Consider the following 17,787-nt stretch of genomic DNA (forward strand, 5'->3'; position numbering starts at 1 on the left):
ATGTCAAAAAAAGCTTTAATTATTGACGGTTCTTCGCTTTTATTCAGAGGTTTTTACGCTATCAGAGATTTGACTACAAAAGACGGCATTCACACTAATGGTGTGTTTGGATTTATGAATATGTATTATTCTGTTATGGGAAAAATCGAACCAGATCTTGTGGTTGTGTGTTTTGATAGAAAAGAGCCAACTTTCAGACACGAAAAATATTCTGAATACAAGGGCAATCGCCAAGAAACTCCTGAAGAGCTTATCGTACAATTCGATATGTTAAAAGAATTGTTACAAGCTATGGGAGTTTCATACATTGATTTGAAAGGATATGAAGCAGACGACATTGCAGGAACTTTGGCAAAACAAGCTTCATCAAAAAACTACGATGTGTATTTGTTGACTGGTGACAAGGATTATCTTCAACTAATCGATGACAATACAAAAGTTGTTCTTACAAAAAGAGGAATTACTGAAACAAAAATCTATGATGTAGATGCTTTAAAGGAAGAATACGGAATTACGCCTCAACAAATGATTGATTTGAAAGGCTTGATGGGAGATAAATCGGACAATATTCCAGGAATTGATGGAGTCGGCGAAAAGACTGCTCTTAAATACATTCAAAAATACGGAAGTATTGAGGGATTGTACGAACACGTCGATGAAATTTCTGGCAAGAAAACTAAGCAAAAAGTCATTGATGGCGAGGAAATTGCATATTTAAGTAGAGAACTTGGAACGATTAATACAGATGTTCCAAAAGATTTGATGGGATTTGTAATCGATGATTGTTCGATAAAAGAAGCTGACAATGAACATTTGATTGAAGTTCTTACAAAACTTGAATTCAATAGTTTTATCAAAAAACTTCCAAATGAAGAATCCAATGAAAAGTTCGAATATGAAAACTTGGATGAAAATGTAGAGGAAATTAAAGCTTATATTAAAGAAAATAAAAAGTTTACTTTTGCATTGTTCAACGATGATTACTATGTGGACAATGAGCCTGTGATTTTTGCAATCTACACTGATAAGGTGTACATCACAAGAAATGTTGACATTGTAAAATCATTTAAGGAAGAATTTGAATCAGAAGATGTCAACAAACTTTCATTTGATATCAAACCATGTATTTATCATTTGATGCGTTATGGTATCGACATTTCGTACAATTACGATGATGTTGTCATCATAGAATACTTGCTCGATCCATCCAAAACAAGTTATAGTATGGAAAGATCTGACCCTAAAGTCATAGGATATGATTTCAAGCCGCTTGAAGATATTACAGGCAAAGGCAGATCCAAGAAGACTATTTTGGAATCAGACGAAAAAGAAATCGACAATTATGTTGTTAAATACATGATGTTCACGAATAAATTATACGAAAAGATTTCAGAAATCGAAGAAGAGGATATGATGCATCTTTACAGAGATGTTGAAATTCCTTTGATAAAAGTATTATGCGATATGGAATTTACTGGAGTTTGTGTCAAGAAAGAAACTTTGGTTGAGATGGGAGAGCTTTTCGAAGATGAGATAAAATCAATCGAAGACAGCGTTGAAGAACTCATCGGCAAGAAAATCAACATCAACTCATCAAAGCAATTGGCAGAAGTGTTGTTTGAGGATTTGGAACTTCCTGTAATAAAGAAGAACAAAACGGGTCCATCTACAGACCAAGAAGTTTTGGAAGCTTTAAGCGGTAGACACGAAATCATCGACTACATTTTAAGATACAGAACTATCGCGAAACTTAAAACAACGTATATCGACGGAATGGTGGATTTGATCAAAGAAGACGGCAAAATCCACACTACATTCCAACAAACTATCGCACAAACTGGAAGAATTAGCTCCACTAATCCTAATTTGCAAAACATTCCTATCAGAACTGAAGAAGGAAGACTTATCAGAAAAGCATTTGTTCCAAGCGAAGGAAGTGTTCTCTTGGATGCGGATTACTCTCAAATAGAGCTTAGAGTGTTGGCTGATTTGGCGAATGATGAAGTGATGATTGATGCATTCAAAAATGGTGCAGATATTCACAGAAAAACTGCCAGTGAAGTGTTCAAGGTTGATTTTGACAAGGTAACTTCACTTCAAAGATCCAACGCAAAGGCTGTAAACTTCGGTATTGTTTACGGAATTGGTGATTATTCTTTGAGCAAAGATTTGCACATAACTAGAAAAGAAGCCAAGGAATACATCGAAAATTATTTGGACACTTACAAGGGAATCAAACAATACATGGAAGATATAGTTGCAATTGGCAAAGAAAAAGGCTACGTTGAAACTATTATGAAGAGAAGAAGATACATCCCTGAATTGAAATCCAAAAACTACAATGTAAGAAGTTTTGGAGAACGTGTGGCGCTTAACACGCCAATTCAAGGATCTGCAGCGGATATTATAAAAGTTGCGATGGTGAAATTCTACAATAGATTAAACGAAGAAAAATTAAAAGCAAAGTTAATCTTGCAAGTTCACGATGAGCTTATTGTTGATTGTCCAGAAGATGAAAGAGAAAAAGTTCTAGAAATAATGAAAGATGTCATGACACATGCTGTTGATTTGAAAGTCGATATGAAGATTGATGTTAACAGTGCAGATACTTGGTATGATGCAAAATAAAAAAATCATCGTAGTTTGTGGCAATATCGCCAGCGGGAAAAGTACGGTTTGCAGAAGAATAAAAGAAAAAGGCTTTGTTGTAATAGATTTGGATGAGATTACTCACCAAATCTATGAACAAGGTACAGAACTTTATTACAAGCTTATAGATGAGTTTGGCGAAGAAATTTTGGACGAAAATTCTGACATAGATAGGAGAAAACTTTCCAAACTTGTATTTAATTCAAAAACATTACTAAAAAAACTTGAAGAATTGACACATACTGATATAATATTAAGAGTAGTAAAAAGAATTAAGAAGGAAAAATCTGATTTGATTTTTCTGGAAATTTCTATGTATTTGGAAAGCAAAAATTTGATTGACAAATATATCGATGTCGACGAAGATTGGGTAGTTGTAGCTGATAGAAATATCAGAATTCAAAGGATTATGGATAGAAATAACTTTGACTACGATACTGCAGTTACAAGAATTAATTCTCAAATAGACTATGAGAAAAAAATTAGTGAGTTTGACGAAGTTATTGTAAACAATACGACTGAAGCTGATCTAATACTTACGGTTGACGAACTAATAGATAGGAAAAAATTATGAAATTTATTAAAAGATTTTTAATCACGATTATTTCTATTATTGTGATTGTGTTTTTAGTTGGATTTGGCGTGAGCGCATATTCAACTATGACAAGACCAGTGAAATATGTCGATTTGGTTAATACATACGCAAAAGAATACAACGTGGATCCTCTTTTGGTTATGAGTGTAATTAAAGTTGAATCTAACTTTGATCCAAGTGTAAAATCAAAAGCTGGAGCTTTGGGGCTTATGCAATTGATGCCAGACACTGCTGAAAGTATTAACAATATGAGAAATACTCACTTTACAGTGGAAGATTTGAAAAAACCTGACAAGAATATTGAAATGGGTACGGCTTATTTGTCATATTTATTGCACCATTTCAAAAATCACGATTTGGCGATTGCAGCTTATAACGGCGGAATTGGCAATGTAAAAGAATGGTTGTCGAACGAATCTTTTTCAAAAGATGGTCAAACTTTAGACGATATTCCGTCTTCTGAGACTAAATATTACGTTGTAAAAGTTGAAAACCAATACAATATTTACAAAATTTTCTACGAAGATACTAAGCTTGAAGAAAATATGCACAAGAATTTCAAAGTTTGGGCTAAAAACTACATTAAATTAATCAAAAATATTATTAACAAATATTAAAAGACCTTTGTAAAAAAGGTCTTTATCACGCAGGGGTGGTGGAATGGTAGACACGCTGTCTTGAGGGGGCAGTGGGAATAATCCCGTAAGAGTTCAAGTCTCTTTCTCTGCACCATTTTTTATTTTATTAAAGGGGTGAAAAAATGAGTTTAGAAAATCTGACTTTTAAAGGCGGATTTCACATGGATGATCATAAATCCTACACTCAAAACTGTCCTTTAGATACAAATTTTGAACCTAAAATGGTTTATATCCCATTGCATCAACACATTGGTGCGCCTTGTACACCTACAGTAAAAGTAGGAGATGAGGTCAAAGTGGGCCAAAAAATTGGTGAATCTAAAGCGACTATTTCAGCACCTGTTCACAGTTCAGTTAGTGGAAAGGTTATGAAAATTGAGCAGATGGTATTGTCAAATGGTCAAAAAGGTGAAGTTGTAGTAATCGAATCAGACGGTTTAAACGAATTAGGATACACTGAAACTAATGATGATTTCACACAATTATCAAAAGAAGTTATCCTAGAAAGAATAAAAGAAGCTGGTATAGTAGGTTTGGGTGGAGCAGGATTCCCTACTCACATTAAGATGAAGAAAAAACCAGATGTAAAAATCGAGGAAGTAATCTTAAACGGGGCAGAATGTGAACCTTATTTAACTAGTGACCAACTTAATATGGAATTATATCCTCAAAAGGCAATCGGTGGATTGAAAATTATCATGAAATTGATGGATTGCGACAAAGGATACATAGGGGTTGAGGATAACAAACAAAAAGCTATCGGAATTTTGAAAAATGCCTCAAAGGATGAAACAAATATTTCGATTTGCGCTGTTAAAACTAAATACCCACAAGGTGACGAAAGAAGACTTATCAATGCAATTACTGGTAAGAAGATTTCGAAGGCTCAAAGATCAAATGAAAGAGGAGTTCAAGGCTTGAATATTTCAAGTGCTATGGCGATTTACGATGCTGTAGTTCATAGGATTCCTTTGACTCATAGAATAGTTACAATGACAGGTTCAGCTATCAAAGAACCTAAGAATATTTACGTTCCAATCGGTACTAAATTCAAAGATTTAGTTGATTATTGTGACGGATTCAAAGAAACTCCATACAAGATTGTAGTTGGTGGACCTATGATGGGTGCTTGTCAATACAATTTGGATGCTCCAACTGTTAAAACAACAGGCGGAATTATTTTCATGAATGAAAAAGATGCAACTCTTGCTTCTCCAGAACCTTGTATTAAATGTGCTAAGTGCGTGGATGTATGTCCTATCGGCTTATTGCCATTGTTCTTGCAATTAAAGTCATTGAATGGTGATTTTGAAGGAGCAGAAAAAATGCATTTGAATGATTGTATAGAATGTGGTACTTGCAGCTATGTTTGTCCATCAAACAGACCATTAGTTGAAGCAATTGTACACGCAAAGACTCAATTAAAAGCACAACAAAGGAAAAGGGGATAGTCTATGGAAAATAAAGAAATTGTACAAAAAGAATACGACTTATCTCATTTAATCGTAGAAGCTGCTCCTCATCAAAGAAGTGCAGTATCTATTCAAAGAATTATGCTTGATGTTATCATCGCTTTAATTCCTGCTTTGATAGTGAGTGTTTACGAATTCGGAATGAGAAGTTTAGTTTTGGTATTATCAGCAGTTATAGCTTGTGTATTATCAGAATATTGTTATCAAAAAATAATGAAACAACCTTCTACAATTAGCGATTTATCAGCTGTTGTAACAGGTATGCTTTTGGCTTACAACGTTCCAGTTACTTTGCCAATTCCGATGATTGTTATAGGATCGGTATTTTCAATCATAATTGTAAAACAATTATTTGGAGGAATTGGTTCAAACTTCATGAACCCTGCATTAGCAGGACGTGCTTTCTTGATGGCAAGTTGGGCACAAGCAATGAGTAACTACACTGCTCCACTAACACAAAAAGCAGTGGACGCTGAAAGTTATGCGACAGTTTTATCAGGTGGTCAACCAGTTGGATTTATGAATGCCATCATAGGACACATGGGTGGTACAATCGGGGAAGTAAGTGCAATAGCATTACTTATCGGTGTAGCTTATCTATTATACAGAAGAGTAATCAATCTTAGAATTCCATTAGTTTACATCGCAACAACATTTGTTACATTACTTATTTGTGGCGTAGGAATTCAAGATGCATGCATGAACATATTTATTGGTGGTTTAATCTTGGGTGCATTCTACATGGCTACAGATTATTCAACTAGTCCAGTTACTCCAAAAGGACAAATTATATTTGCGATTGGTTGTGGTTTCTTTACAGCTATCATAAGACAATTTGGTAACCTTCCAGAAGGTGTATCTTATGCGATAATCTTCATGAACTGTGCAGTACCATTTATCGATCAATATACAGTTCCAACACCAATTGGTAGAGGAGGTAAACAAGGAATATGAGAAGTTCAATAAATTTAGCTATTAGATTGTTTATAATCACAGCAATTAGTGCGGTAGTACTTGCATTTGCAAACCAAGTTACTGAACCAATAATAGAAGCTAAGAGATTAGAAAATTATCAAAAATCTTTAAAAGTAGCTTTTCCTGAAGCGGAATCTTTTAAACCACTTGATGAAGCAAAAATTAAAGATTTAAAAGCAAAAGACGAAAACTTAGATGACGTACAAGAAGCTATCAAAGGTGGAAAACCTGTAGGTCATGTATACAAAGCAATTGGAGCTGGTGGATATTCAGGAAATGTTGTTTTCGTAGTTGGTGTAGACAATGAAAACAAAATCGTTGGATATTCAATTCTTGAATCACAAGAAACTCCAGGAATCGGAAGTAGAATTGGAGATCCTGAATTCGTAAATTCAGTTATTGGAAAATCTATGGAAAAAGAATTATCAGCTGTTAAAAAACCTGAAGCTGACAACGAAATTCAAGCTCTAAGTGGTGCAACATACTCCACTACAGCAGCCAAAAACGCATTGAACGTATCTCAAAAAGCTAATGCGGGATTAAAATAGGAGGGAAATTATGGAAAAAGGTAAAGCGGCTAAAGTTTTCAAAAGCAGCATTATTAAGAACAACCCAGTTTTAATCCAATTGGTAGGTTTGTGTTCTGTACTTGGTGTATCAACATCAGTAGAAAACGCAATTGGTATGGCTGCGGCGTTCACATTCGTTTTGATTTGTTCAAACATAGTAATATCATTACTTAGAAATTTTATTCCGGATAAAGTTAGAATTCCGGCATATATCGTTGTAATCGCAACATTCGTAACATTAGTTTCAATGATGCTTCAAGCATTTGTTCCAGCACTATACAGTTCTTTGGGAGCATTCGTTCCTCTAATCGTAGTAAACTGTATAATCTTAGCTAGAGCCGAATCTTTCGCATCTAAAAATGGTGTATTCTTATCATTGTTAGATGGTATCTCAAATGGTTTGGGATATGGTGTTGTAATCGTATTGGTTGCATTCATCAGAGAGTTATTAGGTTCTGGTAAAATCTTAGGAAAACTTGTAATAGGAAATATTCCTCCAATTGGTATCATGTCAGCAGCTCCAGGAGCATTCATGGTACTTGGAATATTGTTAGCTACTTACAATTATTTCTTATCAAAACAAGAAAGAAAGAAGAACAATATGAGAGGTGAAGACTAATGTTAGCGAGTATATTTAAAATAATAGTTCTTTATTTATTAGTAAACAACTACGTATTTGGTCAATTCTTAGGGCTTTGTCCATTAATAGGTGTTTCTTCTAAAACAGAAACAGCTATTGGTATGGGTATGGCAGTATTCTTCGTTATCACAATAGCGTCTGTCGTAACTTATGTTCTACAAATCCAAATACTTGAAAGATTTCACATTGAATACTTACAAACAATAGTGTTCATACTGGTTATTGCAACATTGGTACAATTCGTAGAAATGGCATTGAAGAAAATGAGTCCAAACTTGTACTCAGCACTTGGTGTGTTCTTGCCTCTTATAACTACAAACTGTATAGTATTGGGTGTTGCATTAGCAAACGTAAAAGAAAAATACAACTTAATTGAAACATTAGCAAGTGCTATTGGTGCTTCACTAGGTTTCATTTTAGCGATAACTTTATTAGCTGCAATCAGAGAAAGAATCGCATTGAATAAAAATATTCCTGAAAGTTTTAAAGGTGTACCAATCGCATTTATTACTATTGGATTAATGGCGATGACATTCTTCGGATTCGGCGGATTGGTATAGGAGGTAATAAATGACAATTTTAACTCCATTTATAATCTTGGGAGCACTAGGGATTTTATTTGCATTGCTTTTGGGTTTTGCATCTAAAAAATTCGAAGTTCAAGTTGATAGAAGAGTACTTAAAGTAAGAGAAATGTTACCAGGCGCAAACTGCGGTGCTTGTGGATTTCCAGGTTGCGATGGACTTGCAGATGCTATCGTAAACAAAGGAGCACCTTGTAATTCATGTCCAGTTGGTGGAAAAGAAACTGCCGACAAATTAGCAGCATTTATGGGAGCTGATGCAGTGGATTCTGCAAAGCAAGTTGCTTGTGTAATGTGCCAAGGAACACCAGAATACGCTACTGAAAAATTCAAATACAAAGGTATTATGGATTGTAGAGTTAACCACAATCTTCAAGGCGGAAGCAAAACTTGTCCTAACGGATGTTTGGGTTGCGGAAGCTGTGTAGATGTGTGCGATTTCGATGCAATTCACATTGTAAATGACATTGCATTAGTAGACAAAGAAAAATGTACATCTTGTAAAAAATGTATTGAAATCTGTCCAAGAGATATCATTAAACTTGTAGATTACGATCAAGAAGTTTACGTAAGATGTAACAGTCACGATAAAGGTAAAGATGTAAGACAATACTGTAAAGTTGGATGTATTTCTTGCGGAATTTGTGCTAAAATGTGTCCAGATGGATTCAGCGTAGAAGATAACTTAGCACACTTCAACAACGCTGAAGGATTAGATCCAGAACAAGTTCAAAAAGCAGTAGACAAATGTCCTACAAAAGCAATTTATCCAGGACTAAAAATAAAAGAAGAACAAGCTAAAGCAAAAGCTCAAGAAGCACCTGCTAAAGAAGCTTAATATTTTACATGTACTGTTACAAAATAGAATAAAATAAAAAACGGCTTGCATATGTGAACTGACCCCCAAAAGTTAGACCTAATAACTAACTTAAGGAGGTCAGTTTTTTAATAGAAAAATAAAGTGCAGAATTTAAAGTAAAAATAATAAAAGTATATTTAGAATCTAACAGTTCATATCAAAATTGAGTAAATAAATATTGTATAACGGATAAAATAATGGTAAGAAAATGGGTATGCGCATACAATTCTCAAAGCTATGAAGGAATAAAAATAAAAAGGAAAAATTCTACCCCTAGGAGTAGAAAAAGGATAAAGAAGTACAAGAGATAGATTAGTTCTAACTCCGGTACTAGGTCAAATTTTATGGGGTAACCATACTACCACAAGGGATAATTATTATACAACCATTATTTTGGGTAGATAATAAGTTCAACTCCTACTTCGTTTTTGACCATTAGTCTGCGTTTTTAATGAGCGGTAACGTTTATTATTTCTTCCTAATATTTTGACAAATTAACTATACATCCGCATTTTTTGATTCAAGTTATAAATTTAAATGTTTTTTATGTAAAATGTTGATAAATTTTTGAAAAAATGCTTGACAAAGTAATGGGGGGGGGAGTAGAATGAAATCGTAAACATATAAAAAACAATATGCTTTTGATTAAAAAAATTTTTCTATTAAATCTATACCCATAGCGGGTCATGGATATTGGGAATTGGAAGACTTGGATAGATATAATAAGTCTAATACATTGAGAAAGATTATGCCAACTCTTGAGGGTCCGTTATTTAGTCTTTTAATGACAGTTTTATTAATAATATTATATAAAGAAAATAGCGAACTTAATAAATTTGTAAACCATATGGTGATATATTCAATAGTGACTAATGCTAGCTTTCTTGTAGCAACTATTTTACCTATAAAATATCTAAATTGTAGTAGTGATGGAATGCTTATTTTAAATATCTTAAAACCAACAGAAGATGAAGATAATGTAAATTAGAAGAAAACTTTAAGAGGTTTGGAATGTTCATAAAAATAGTTATGTTATATATCCTAATTTTCTTTTCTACTTTTGCACATGAATTGGGTCACATAGTAATGGCTAAAATATTTTATAATGTTAAAAATTCTAGAATAGAAATAGGAAAAGGGAAAAATATACTTAAATTAAAAAAATTATTGTAAATGCATTACCAGTATATGGACATGCATACTGGGAATTAGAAGATTTCGATAGTTATAAAAAATCAAGCAAATTAAGAAAAATTATGCCTAGTCTTGGAGGGCCACTAGTTAGCTTATTAATAGCTTTAGGATTTATTTTAATATCAAGAAATAATTATAGTGGGTTTTACAGTAAAATAATAAGGTATGTGATTTTATATAATGCTATTTGCTTTGTAAGTACAATTTTACCTATAAAATACTTAAATTTACCAAGCGATGGAATGCGTATTTTAAATACCATAAAATCAACAGAAGATAATGTAAATTAGAAAAATATAAGAAATTAGATATGCTCGTAATAATGCAATTAGTGATGATTAACATAAATGTAAAGAGGAGAATTAATGAAATCGATATTAATTAATGTAATAATAGCAATACCTATTATCTACATACTACTATTGCTATCTAGAATTTTTAAAGAATTAGGTCATCTAGTAATGTATAAAATACTATTCAAAGATGATAACTACAAAATAACAATAGGATATGGGAAAAAAATCATACAAACAAAAAGATGGTCAATTAGAAGAATTCCTTTTTTGAGTAAGATAACATACGGGAATAAATTTCAGGAAGGGACATTTCGATCATTGATAACGCATATTTCTGGAGGATTAGGAACAATTCTATATCTTATATGTTTGATTCCTTTGATTTATTTGGTAAATAAAAAGCCAGAAGTTATAACTATTATGAACTCAAAAATACTGCCTATGGCTATATTAAGAACTATACAAATTGTGATGTTTACATTATATTTCACTATATTGCCACTTCAAATACCGTATTTACCTGATGGCGGATATTTAAGTGATGGCGTATATGTTCTCAATGACCTTAAGAGTATAAAAAAGAAAAAAGAACAAACAAATATTGATATTAATTCATAAAAATGGAATAGTTTAATACTATATTAAGCGGAATGTAATCTTTAAATCACAGGATACATTCCGTTTTTTTATGAGAGGAAAAATTATCAAAATAATTATAAGAACGCTAATTAATTAGTTTATGAATCATCTGAGAATTTATCATTTTTACAGCTAATATAAAATAGAAAGGCATTATTAATTATCATACATTTAACAAACAAAGACCTCACAACATCAAAATTGAAAACATAATGTAATTAAAAGTTTAAAATAAAAAAGTATCGGGTATAATTCTAAGAAGCTAAAATCTATTTGGCTAATAAAAATTAAGGAGAGCAATATGGGAGAATATTTAGTTTTCATAGGAATATTAATTATTGTCGTTGGGTTCGCACTAAAACTAGATGTTTTGGGAATAGTTCTCTTAGCCGGTCTGGTTACAGGACTTGCGGGGGGTCTTGGATTAACGGGAACTCTAAAAATTATGGGAGAAGGATTTGTCAACAATAGGCTAATGAGTTTGTTCTTGATTTCATTTCCTGTAATTGCGATTATGGAACGATACGGACTTAAGGAAAAGGCTAGAGATTTTATATCGAAATTCAAAATGGCTAGTGCAGGTTCTGTTTTGTGGATTTACTTGTTCATTAGATGGATAGCTGCTGCGTTTTCTTTAAGACTTGGTGGACACGTTCAATTTATACGTCCATTGATTTTACCTATGGCAGAAGGTGCTGCAAGAAAGAAAGTTGATTTGACAGAAGTTAGACTAGACGAATTAAAAGGATTAGCTGCTGCTGTTGAAAACTACGGTAACTTTTACGGACAAAATATATTTCCATTGGCATCAGGCGTGCTTTTAATGCAAACTACATTGAAGGATGCAGGTTACCCATTGGATACTGCAGACATTGCCAAGTGGTCCATATTTGCAGGTGTTAGTATGTTGATTATTGCACTTATACAATGTGCTGTTTTTGAAATGAAACTTAGAAAGGATATAAAAAATGTTTGATTTTTTTGTAGATAACCAAGTTGTTCTTGATGAGATAGCATACATCTTATGTGGAGTTATCTGCATAATGACAGGTATCCGTGCAAGATTCAACAAAGAAGCAAAGATTGGTACAATGCTTTTCTGGATATTACTAGGAGTATTGTTTGCTGGTGGAGGATTTTTGGTAAGACATGTAGAATCTGGAGGAATAATCGTAGGTGTTGTACTTTTGTTCTTGGGGATTTTATCAATCGCAAACCAAATCAAGCCATCAGAATTTAAGGAAATAACTGAAGAAGAAAGATTGAAGAATGCTGAGAAAGTTGGAGGTAAAATTTTCATTCCAGCTTTAGTGATGGGAATTAGTGCGATGCTTCTATCGCAAATGAAATCATTCAAGATTCCATTGAAAAATACTGATGGGATATTCTCATTGTCAGCTGCTCAAGTTCTTACAATTTCATCAATACTAGCTTTAATTATAGCTATAATTATCGCTAAGCCAAAAGCAAAAGAAACTGCAGAAGATACTACGAAAATGTTGATGCAAGTTGGATCTTCATCATTACTACCACAATTATTGGGTGGTTTGGGAGTTATATTTGCATCTGCAGGTGTAGGTAAACTTATAGGAACCATAGCTACTGGTATTGTAGGAGATGCTGGTGTGTTTGCAGCAGCTGTTGCATATATTGTAGGAATGGTTGTATTTACGATGATAATGGGTAATGCATTCGCTGCATTTACCGTTATTACTCTAGGAATTGGTGTTCCATTGTTAATGGCAAAAGGAGCAAATCCTGCTGTGGTATCATCACTTGGTATGACTGCTGGATACTGTGGTACTTTAATCACACCAATGGCGGCAAACTTTAATATAGTTCCTGCTGCAATCTTAGAGATGAAAGATAAAAATGGAGTTATCAAAGCACAACTTCCTGTAGCTTTGGCTCTAGTATTTGTTCATGTTGTATTATTAATGATATTAGCATTTTAGGAGGTAATTTATGAAAATTTTAGTTTCTGGATTCGATCCATTTGGAGGAGAAAAAATCAACCCTGCTATTGAAGCAGTTAAACTTTTATCTGATGAAATCAAGGGAAACGAAGTTATCAAAATAGAAATTCCTACAGTTATTGGAAAAAGTGTAGATAAATTAAAAGAAAAAATCGCAGAAGTTAAACCAGATGTTGTAATTTCTGTAGGCCAAGCTGGTGGACGTGAAGACATCACTGTAGAAAGAGTTGCAATCAACGTTGATGATTGCAGAATTAAAGATAACGAAGGAAACCAACCAATCGACGAAAAAATCGCTGAAGATGGTCCTGATGCATATTTGTTGACATTGCCAATCAAAGCAATAGTTGAAAATATTAAGTCAGCAAATATTCCAGCATCTGTGTCAAATACTGCAGGAACATTTATTTGTAACCACGTTGCTTATGGAATGGCACATTTAAGAGCTACTGAATATCCAAACATGAGAACTGGATTTATTCACATTCCATTCTTGCCAGAACAAGTGTTGAATAAAGCTCACACTGCATCTATGAGCTTGGATACAATTGTAAAAGCATTGGAAAAAGCGATTGAAGCTGTAATTGATAATGATGAGGACATCAAAGTTACAGGTGGAAAAACTCATTAAAATTAAATTTGATTTAAAATCATAAAAATTTTGATTGAAGAACTTCGAAGCATTTGAGTTTCGAAGTTCTTTTTTTATTTGCAAATGAATTTTCATTTTTGTTTAATCTTGAAAAGATACACGATAAAATGATAAACTATAAGGTAGCTTAAAGGAGAATTTAATGACTAAATACGATAAAATTTTGATTGGATTTTTGTTGTGTTTTTCGGCTTTTTTGTTTGTGATTTTGAATATTAATAATGTAAATTCACAAGACAAATACGTTTCAATTCAAGTAAATGGAAAAGAAATCAAACAAATTACACTTCCAATCGATCATTATGATTATAAAATAGATAATAAATACGGTCACAACGTCGTTCATATTAATGGATACAGTGTTGCTATTACTGAATCAGATTGTCCGGACAAGTTGTGTATCTTAAAAGGAAAGATAGATAAACCGGGGGATGTTATTGTTTGTTTGCCGAACAAATTAGTTGTAGAAGTGAAGGCTGACAAGCAAAACAAAGATGATATTGATGTGGTGAATTATTGATGAAAAGATTACATATTCCTATTTTAACGGCAGTTGCATTAGTTGTAAGCTTGATTGAGTCGATGATTCCACTTCCAATCGTAATGCCTGGAGCAAAGCTTGGGCTCAGCAACATTGTAATTTTGACATGCTTAATTGTTTTTGGATTTAGAGATTCTCTTGTAATAGGAATCTTAAAATCATTTTTACTAATGCTAATCACAGGGGCTGTTATAAGCTTTTTCTATTCGTTGGCAGGAGCTGTAAGCTCACTTGTTGTGATGTATTTGGTCAACAAGTATTTGAGAAAATATTTTTCGTTGATTGGAGTTAGCTTGTTTGGAGCTTTCACTCACAATTTATCGCAAGTGTTAGTGTGTGCAATTATGCTAAACAATCTTAGGATTTTTGTTTATTTGCCAATTTTGGTGTTTTTGAGTATATTTACGGGTGTTTTTGTGGGACTTACATCAAATTACCTTACAAATGCACTTTCCAAGCAAAAAAATTATTTGTTTAATAACAGGAGATAACAATGAGAGTTAAGGAAATGAATGAGTCCCTAAGACCCAGAGAAAAAATGAAAATCAACGGAATTTCGTCAATGAGCGACGAAGAATTGATGCAAATCATATTGAAGACTGGAATCAAAGAAGAAGGAGTGGAAATTCTCTCCAAAAGAGTCGTTGATTACATTAACGAAAATGATTACAAGGATATTTGCGTTGAAGAGTTAATGAAGATAAAGGGAATTGGGATGGCAAAGGCTACATCAATCTTGGCTGGAATTGAAATAGGTAGGAGACTTGCCTTGAGAAAAGCCATGGATAGTTTCAGTCTGAACGATCCTGATAGCGTTGCAGAGATTTTTTGTAATGAGATTGGAAGTTGTGATGTAGAAAACTTCTACGCATTACTTCTAGATACAAAAAACAGAATTATTTCCAAAGAACTTATCAGCAAAGGCACTATCAATCAATCTATCGTTCATCCTAGAGAAGTTTTCAAATCTGCTATAAAAAAGGGAGCGAATTCGATTATTTTAGTACATAATCATCCGTCGGGATCTCTTATTCCATCAAGTGCGGATATTGAAGTGACAAAAAGGTTGGATAAAGTGGGAGATTTGGTAGGAATACAAGTGTTAGATCATATTATCGTTAGCTCAAGCGATAGTCTGAGTATGAGGAAAGGAATGTATTTTTAAATGAAATTATTTAAATTTCAACAAGATGGTTTGGGAATTGATTTGGGAACTTCCAATTCCATTATTTCTGATGAATATGGGAAAATAATAATCAACGAACCTAGCGTTGTAGCTATAGATATAAATAATTACGATATTGTCGCAGTGGGAACTGAGGCGAAAAGTATGATTGGAAAAACTCCAGACAATATCGTAGCAATAAGTCCGATTGAAAATGGCGTTATAGCTGATTTTGAATCCACTGTTAGTATGCTTTCGTATTTTATTAAAAAAGCAAGACCAAATTTTTCGGTTTTCCAACCGGAGGTCTGCGTATCTGTGTCTGCATCTTTGACAGATGTTGAGAGAAGAAGCGTGGAAGATTTGGCGTTAAATGCTGGAGCTAGAAGTGTAAAATTGGTTGAAGAAAACATCGCATCTCTAAAAGGATTGGGTGTCGATGTGGACGAACCAACGGGACACATTATTTTAAATATTGGTGCGGGAACAATAGAAGCTTCCGTGATTAGTTTGGGTGGAATTGTGACAAGTTACTGCATCAAAAGCGGTGGAGAAGATATTGACCAAGAAATAATACAAATTTTGAAGAAAAAATTTGGAGTTAATATAGGAATTTCGACAGCAGAAGCGATTAAGTTTAAGATTGCGACATTGAATTCTGATAGGGAAAACAACACGATGATTGTCGGAGGAACTGATGTGATATCGACTATGCCAAAATCTGTTGAGATTAGGGCTAAGGATATTACACCTGCGATTGTGCCGATAGCAGATATGTGTATCGAAGCTTTGAGAAAAGTTTTGGAGAAAACTCCGCCAGATATTGCAAACGACATTATCGCTGAAGGAATTTACATTGTAGGTGGAGTGAGCTTTATCGACTACATTCACGAATATATTACAAATGTTTTGGGAATCAAAGTGTTGAAGGTAGAATCTGCTATGGATTGCACGGGAATTGGCATTGGCAAATTCTTAAAGAAGGGAGACAAATAATTGGCTAAGTTTGGATATAATAATAAGCTTAGAAAAAGAGTGTTCTTCTTTGCGGTGACTTTGTTTCTCATATTGACGATTACAATATCGAACAACAATAAAACCTACATGTCTATTGGAGAAAACGCGATAGGAACAGTGATTACTCCTGTAAACAAAGTGTTTTATGTGATAGGCTCCAAATTCAAAGAGTCGGTTCATTATGTTTTTGGAACAAAAAAAATGCGTGAAGATAATCAAAGATTAACTGTTGAAAACGCAAAACTACGAAAAAACGTAGATAATTTGAACAAAGTTATAAGTGATAAAAGATATTTGCAAGAAGAATACGAACTTTTGAGTAAAGATAGAACAATAAAAACAAAAGCTTTCATAACTGGAAAAGATCCGGGAAATATTTTTACGAGATTTAGTATAGATAAAGGTTCAATGGATAAAATCAAAAAAGGTGACATAGTGATTGAAGCTGTGTCTTCAAATGATGGAATCGAGAAAGGTTTGGTTGGAGTTGTAACAGAAGTTGGACTTAACCATAGCAAAGTGGACACTATTATGAATAGCGGAAACAACGTTGGGTTTAGACTTGCAAAAAGTGAAGATGTTGGGATTTTGAATGAAAAAGAACAAGATATTCTCAAAGGATATATGTACGATTCTAATGCAGATGTAAAAGTTGGAGATATTCTGACAACTTCGGGACTTGGAGGAGTGTATCCAAGAGATATCAAAATCGGTGAAGTGACAGAAGTTATCAAAACTAAGGATAATTTCACCAAAATTGTCAAATGCAAATCCCAAATCAACTTCAACAATATGTACCGCGTTCTTATAGTTGATGGACAAGGAGTGAATTAGATGAACAAATTAAAAATATTTTTGATAGTTTTGTTGGACATCATAATCCAAGCGACACTTCTTTCCAGAATTTCAGTGTTCAACGTGTACACAAATATTTCCATACCGATAGTTGTGTTATTGTCCATAGGATTTGGCGCTTACACAGGCTCATTAAACGGTATGATAATCGGGCTAATCGAAGATGCGATATTCAGCCCCGTTATCGGAGTAAGAGCGTTGATCTATTTTACAGCAGGATTTTTGATTGGAAATAGTGAAGCTGGAATTAATAAAGAAGACCCAAGAAGTGGTATGATACTCACGTTTTTTGTGACTTTGTATTATACTTTAGTTCATTATTTCGTAATATACATCACAGGAAATGGGTTCAACGTAGCTTATCTTAAAGGACCGATTTTAATCGAAATGATTTTAAATGTTCTATTGTATTATGTTTTGTTCAAATTGTTCAAAAAAATATTTAAATTTCCAAAATTTAAATTTATTTGA

20 protein-coding genes and 1 tRNA gene are annotated in these 17,787 nt (G+C 33.4%); all 21 read left to right on the top strand.

Annotation, left to right across the window (positions count from 1 at the left end):
* Positions 1 to 2,628, top strand: a complete 2,628-nt coding sequence (gene polA / locus B9N53_RS00835) for a DNA polymerase I (protein WP_094203289.1) — start codon at positions 1 to 3, stop codon at positions 2,626 to 2,628.
* Positions 2,615 to 3,223, top strand: coding sequence for a dephospho-CoA kinase (coaE, locus tag B9N53_RS00840; RefSeq protein ID WP_242432380.1), 609 nt, complete (start codon positions 2,615 to 2,617; stop codon positions 3,221 to 3,223). Before polA ends, coaE begins: the two co-directional genes overlap by 14 nt.
* Positions 3,220 to 3,861 carry a lytic transglycosylase domain-containing protein gene (locus B9N53_RS00845; RefSeq protein WP_002835551.1) on the top strand — a complete coding sequence of 214 codons (642 nt, stop codon included), beginning with the start codon at positions 3,220 to 3,222 and terminating at the stop codon, positions 3,859 to 3,861. Before coaE ends, B9N53_RS00845 begins: the two co-directional genes overlap by 4 nt.
* Positions 3,862 to 3,890: 29 nt before the next feature.
* Positions 3,891 to 3,976 (top strand) — tRNA-Leu (locus B9N53_RS00850).
* A gap of 28 nt (positions 3,977 to 4,004) precedes the next feature.
* Positions 4,005 to 5,333: an electron transport complex subunit RsxC gene (rsxC, locus tag B9N53_RS00855; RefSeq protein ID WP_094203290.1), complete on the top strand. Its 1,329-nt coding sequence runs from the start codon at positions 4,005 to 4,007 to the stop codon at positions 5,331 to 5,333.
* Between the two features lie 3 nt (positions 5,334 to 5,336).
* Entirely contained in the window at positions 5,337 to 6,308 is a 972-nt protein-coding gene (locus tag B9N53_RS00860) for an RnfABCDGE type electron transport complex subunit D (protein WP_094203291.1), read from the top strand.
* On the top strand, positions 6,305 to 6,877 hold the full coding sequence (locus B9N53_RS00865) for an FMN-binding protein (protein ID WP_002835547.1): 573 nt from the start codon (positions 6,305 to 6,307) through the stop codon (positions 6,875 to 6,877). The genes B9N53_RS00860 and B9N53_RS00865 overlap by 4 nt, the downstream gene beginning before the upstream one ends.
* A 10-nt stretch (positions 6,878 to 6,887) precedes the next feature.
* Entirely contained in the window at positions 6,888 to 7,517 is a 630-nt protein-coding gene (gene rsxE / locus B9N53_RS00870; protein WP_094203292.1) for an electron transport complex subunit RsxE, read from the top strand.
* A complete protein-coding gene (locus B9N53_RS00875; protein ID WP_094203293.1) occupies positions 7,517 to 8,098 on the top strand; it encodes an electron transport complex protein RnfA in 582 nt (193 codons plus the stop codon). Before rsxE ends, B9N53_RS00875 begins: the two co-directional genes overlap by 1 nt.
* Before the next feature lie 10 nt (positions 8,099 to 8,108).
* On the top strand, positions 8,109 to 8,960 hold the full coding sequence (locus B9N53_RS00880) for an RnfABCDGE type electron transport complex subunit B (protein WP_094203294.1): 852 nt from the start codon (positions 8,109 to 8,111) through the stop codon (positions 8,958 to 8,960).
* A 721-nt stretch (positions 8,961 to 9,681) separates the two neighbouring features.
* On the top strand, positions 9,682 to 9,969 hold the full coding sequence (locus B9N53_RS00885) for a hypothetical protein (RefSeq protein ID WP_192867299.1): 288 nt from the start codon (positions 9,682 to 9,684) through the stop codon (positions 9,967 to 9,969).
* Between the two features lie 571 nt (positions 9,970 to 10,540).
* Positions 10,541 to 11,089, top strand: a complete 549-nt coding sequence (locus B9N53_RS00895) for a hypothetical protein (protein ID WP_094203295.1) — start codon at positions 10,541 to 10,543, stop codon at positions 11,087 to 11,089.
* Positions 11,090 to 11,411: 322 nt separating this feature from the next.
* Positions 11,412 to 12,086 (top strand): DUF969 domain-containing protein, encoded by a 675-nt coding sequence (locus B9N53_RS00900; protein WP_094203296.1) that lies wholly within the window; start codon positions 11,412 to 11,414, stop codon positions 12,084 to 12,086.
* Positions 12,079 to 13,065, top strand: a complete 987-nt coding sequence (locus tag B9N53_RS00905) for a DUF979 domain-containing protein (RefSeq protein WP_094203297.1) — start codon at positions 12,079 to 12,081, stop codon at positions 13,063 to 13,065. The genes B9N53_RS00900 and B9N53_RS00905 overlap by 8 nt, the downstream gene beginning before the upstream one ends.
* Before the next feature lie 10 nt (positions 13,066 to 13,075).
* Positions 13,076 to 13,717 carry a pyroglutamyl-peptidase I gene (pcp, locus tag B9N53_RS00910; RefSeq protein WP_094203298.1) on the top strand — a complete coding sequence of 214 codons (642 nt, stop codon included), beginning with the start codon at positions 13,076 to 13,078 and terminating at the stop codon, positions 13,715 to 13,717.
* A 163-nt stretch (positions 13,718 to 13,880) separates the two neighbouring features.
* Positions 13,881 to 14,258: a NusG domain II-containing protein gene (locus B9N53_RS00915; RefSeq protein WP_094203299.1), complete on the top strand. Its 378-nt coding sequence runs from the start codon at positions 13,881 to 13,883 to the stop codon at positions 14,256 to 14,258.
* Positions 14,258 to 14,770, top strand: coding sequence for a Gx transporter family protein (locus B9N53_RS00920; protein ID WP_094203300.1), 513 nt, complete (start codon positions 14,258 to 14,260; stop codon positions 14,768 to 14,770). Before B9N53_RS00915 ends, B9N53_RS00920 begins: the two co-directional genes overlap by 1 nt.
* Positions 14,771 to 14,772: 2 nt before the next feature.
* Positions 14,773 to 15,444 carry a RadC family protein gene (gene radC, locus B9N53_RS00925; protein WP_094203301.1) on the top strand — a complete coding sequence of 224 codons (672 nt, stop codon included), beginning with the start codon at positions 14,773 to 14,775 and terminating at the stop codon, positions 15,442 to 15,444.
* Positions 15,445 to 16,440 carry a rod shape-determining protein gene (locus tag B9N53_RS00930; protein ID WP_094203302.1) on the top strand — a complete coding sequence of 332 codons (996 nt, stop codon included), beginning with the start codon at positions 15,445 to 15,447 and terminating at the stop codon, positions 16,438 to 16,440. It abuts the gene before it with no gap.
* On the top strand, positions 16,441 to 17,295 hold the full coding sequence (mreC, locus tag B9N53_RS00935; protein ID WP_094203303.1) for a rod shape-determining protein MreC: 855 nt from the start codon (positions 16,441 to 16,443) through the stop codon (positions 17,293 to 17,295). It abuts the gene before it with no gap.
* Positions 17,296 to 17,787, top strand: coding sequence for a rod shape-determining protein MreD (gene mreD / locus B9N53_RS00940; protein WP_094203304.1), 492 nt, complete (start codon positions 17,296 to 17,298; stop codon positions 17,785 to 17,787).

This window comes from Finegoldia magna (assembly GCF_002243175.1).
GTDB lineage: Bacteria > Bacillota > Clostridia > Tissierellales > Peptoniphilaceae > Finegoldia > Finegoldia magna_J.